The sequence below is a fragment of the Streptomyces sp. SP18CS02 genome, assembly GCF_036322365.1.
Taxonomy (GTDB): Bacteria; Actinomycetota; Actinomycetes; order Streptomycetales; family Streptomycetaceae; genus Streptomyces.
Map to the genome: position 1 here is coordinate 1 of NZ_JAQYXC010000206.1, position 264 is coordinate 264.

Below are 264 nucleotides of genomic sequence, written 5' to 3' on the forward strand. Positions count from 1 at the left end.
CGGCGGCAACGGCGACTGGAACCGTCCGCCGTCGCGTGACACGCCCTCGACGCCCAAGACCGACGCCCCGACGCCGTCCGACGACCCGCCCTCGTCCCCCGGCACCACCGAGGGCACGGACGGGGGTACCAGCACCGGTACCGACGCCGGGACGAGCACGGGCACGGACGCGGGTACCAGCACCGGTACCGACGCCGGGACCACCGCGGGTACCGACGCGGGCGCGGCCGCGGGGACGGACGCCGGGACGGCCGCGGGCACGGC

General features: G+C 78.8%; 1 pseudogene. It reads left to right on the forward strand.

The features are described 5' to 3' along the window. Window positions 1-264: pseudogene (locus PUR26_RS02050) on the forward strand (serine/threonine protein kinase); the annotation flags it as partial.